We start from the raw sequence: 2,065 nt of genomic DNA on the forward strand, positions 1-2,065 counted from the left end.
GCGGCGGCCCGGAAGCGCGCGGGCAGCGCGTCGAGCGCAACCGGCGCGTCGTCCCAGTACAGCTTGCCCGCGTCGTCGATCGACAGCGTGACGGATTGCGGCGTGTCGCGCGCGACGCTGGCCGCGACCTTCGGCAGGTCGAGCCGGATCGCGTGCGTCATCAGCGGCGCGGTAATGATGAAGATGACGAGCAGCACGAGCATCACGTCGATCAGCGGCGTCATGTTGATCTCCGCCATCGGCGCGGAGGTCTTGTGGTGCTCGAGTCCGCCGAATGCCATGGTCGCTCCTCCCGGGCCGGCGCGTCAGACGCCCTGCGCGCACACGAACACGTGCAGGTCGCGCGCGAAGCCGTCGAGTTCCTCCGCGAGCTGCCGCACGAGCCGCCCGAGGATGTTGTAGGCCAGCACGGCCGGAATCGCGACGACGAGCCCGAATGCGGTCATGATCAGCGCCTCGCCGACCGGCCCCGCGACGTTCTCGATCTGTGCCTGCCCGCTCGCGGCGATGCTGCCGAGCGCGTGGTAGATGCCCCACACGGTGCCGAGCAGCCCGACGAACGGCGCGGTGCTGCCGATCGACGCGAGCAGCACCTGGCCGAATTCGAGACGCCGCTGCGAGCGCAGCATCGCGTGGCGCAACGCGCGCAGCACGCGTTCGCCGCGCTCGACGCGCGCGGCCAGCGCAGCCGGATCGTGATCGTCGGCCGCATCGCGCGCGGCTTCGGCGAGCGGCACGAACACGCGCTCGCGATCGGCGCCGGCGAGCACGGCGATGCCCGCGTCGAGTGACGGCGCTCGCCAGAACGCGGCGAGCGCGCGCGGCCCCTGCCGCTTCGCGCGGACCAGCAGCCAGGCTTTCATGAAGAGGAAACACCAGCTGGCGACGGACATCGCCAGCAGCACATAGGCAACGGCATGCGTGATCGCATCGCCGCTTTCGAGGTAGTGGACAACGCCGGTGGGAATCGCCATCGGAGTTTCCCCGTTGGGTGTCAGCGCAGGCCGAGCACGTCCTGCATGTCGAACAGGCCGGCGCCGCGCGCCGACAGGAAGCGGACCGCGCGCAGCGCGCCCTGCGCGTACGACACGCGGCTCGACGACTTGTGCGTGATCTCGATACGCTCGCCGATCCCGGCGAACAGCACGGTGTGATCGCCGACGATGTCGCCGCCGCGCACCGCGGCAAAGCCGATCGACGACGGATCGCGTTCGCCCGTCACGCCGTGGCGGCCGTACACCGCGCAATCGTCGAGCGAGCGCCCGAGCGCGCCGGCGACGGCTTCGCCCATCATCAGCGCGGTGCCCGACGGCGCGTCGACCTTGTGGCGGTGGTGCGCCTCGATGATCTCGATGTCGTAGCCGTGCGAGAAATGCTTGGCCGCGAATTCGAGCAGCTTCAGCGTGACGTTCACGCCGACGCTCATGTTCGCTGCGAACACGATGCCGATCTTGCCCGCAGCGGCCTGCAGTTCGGCCTTCTGCTCGGCGGTGAAGCCGGTCGTGCCGATCACGAGCTTCACGTCGTGGCGCAGCGCGGCCTCGACGTGCGCGATCGTGCCTTCCGGGCGCGTGAAATCGATCAGGTAGTCGGCCTGCGCGAACACGGCGTCGAGGTCGTCGGTCAGCTTGATCCCGGTTTCCTTGCCGAGGAACGCGCCGGCGTCCCGGCCGAGGAACGGCGAATCGGCGCGGTCGAGCGCGCCGACGAGCTGTGCGTCGGGATCGTTGAGAACGGCTTCGATCAGCATCCGGCCCATTCGGCCCGATGCGCCGGCAATCGCAATCTTCATGGCTTTCTACACGACAGGTCTAAAGGCGGGCGGCGCAAGCCGCCCCGTTTCCGCACGCCGGCCGCTTACTGCGACTGGACCGGCGCGGTGAGCGGCTGGTTCTGCAGCGTGTCCGAGCCTTGCGGGCCGACCGGCGGCGACGCCTCGCTCGACGCGTTCGGCTGCGGCGGACGATGGAACTGGAACTGCGGCTGGATCGCCGGCACCGCGCCCGGCGGCTGGCCGCCCGGCACCGGCGCACCGCCGGAAGCCTGCGCGGCCGGCGCGAAGCGG

The 2,065-nt window shown here is 70.4% G+C and carries 3 protein-coding genes and 1 pseudogene; all 4 read right to left on the reverse strand.

The genetic code is table 11. From position 1 onward, the window contains the following. A partial coding sequence (locus tag ACPUER_RS36470) for an ExbD/TolR family protein (protein WP_425133547.1) occupies positions 1-281 on the reverse strand: 281 nt, incomplete at its 3' end. Between the two features lie 24 nt (positions 282-305). Next, positions 306-974, reverse strand: coding sequence for a MotA/TolQ/ExbB proton channel family protein (locus tag ACPUER_RS36475; protein WP_425133548.1), 669 nt, complete (start codon positions 972-974; stop codon positions 306-308). A gap of 20 nt (positions 975-994) precedes the next feature. Further along, a complete protein-coding gene (gene dapB, locus ACPUER_RS36480) occupies positions 995-1,792 on the reverse strand; it encodes a 4-hydroxy-tetrahydrodipicolinate reductase (RefSeq protein ID WP_425133549.1) in 798 nt (265 codons plus the stop codon). Positions 1,793-1,857: 65 nt separating this feature from the next. Then, positions 1,858-2,065, reverse strand: a pseudogene (locus ACPUER_RS36485) (outer membrane protein assembly factor BamE); the annotation flags it as partial.

Source organism: Burkholderia sp. DN3021, from assembly GCF_049805555.1.
Classification (GTDB): domain Bacteria; phylum Pseudomonadota; class Gammaproteobacteria; order Burkholderiales; family Burkholderiaceae; genus Burkholderia; species Burkholderia pyrrocinia_C.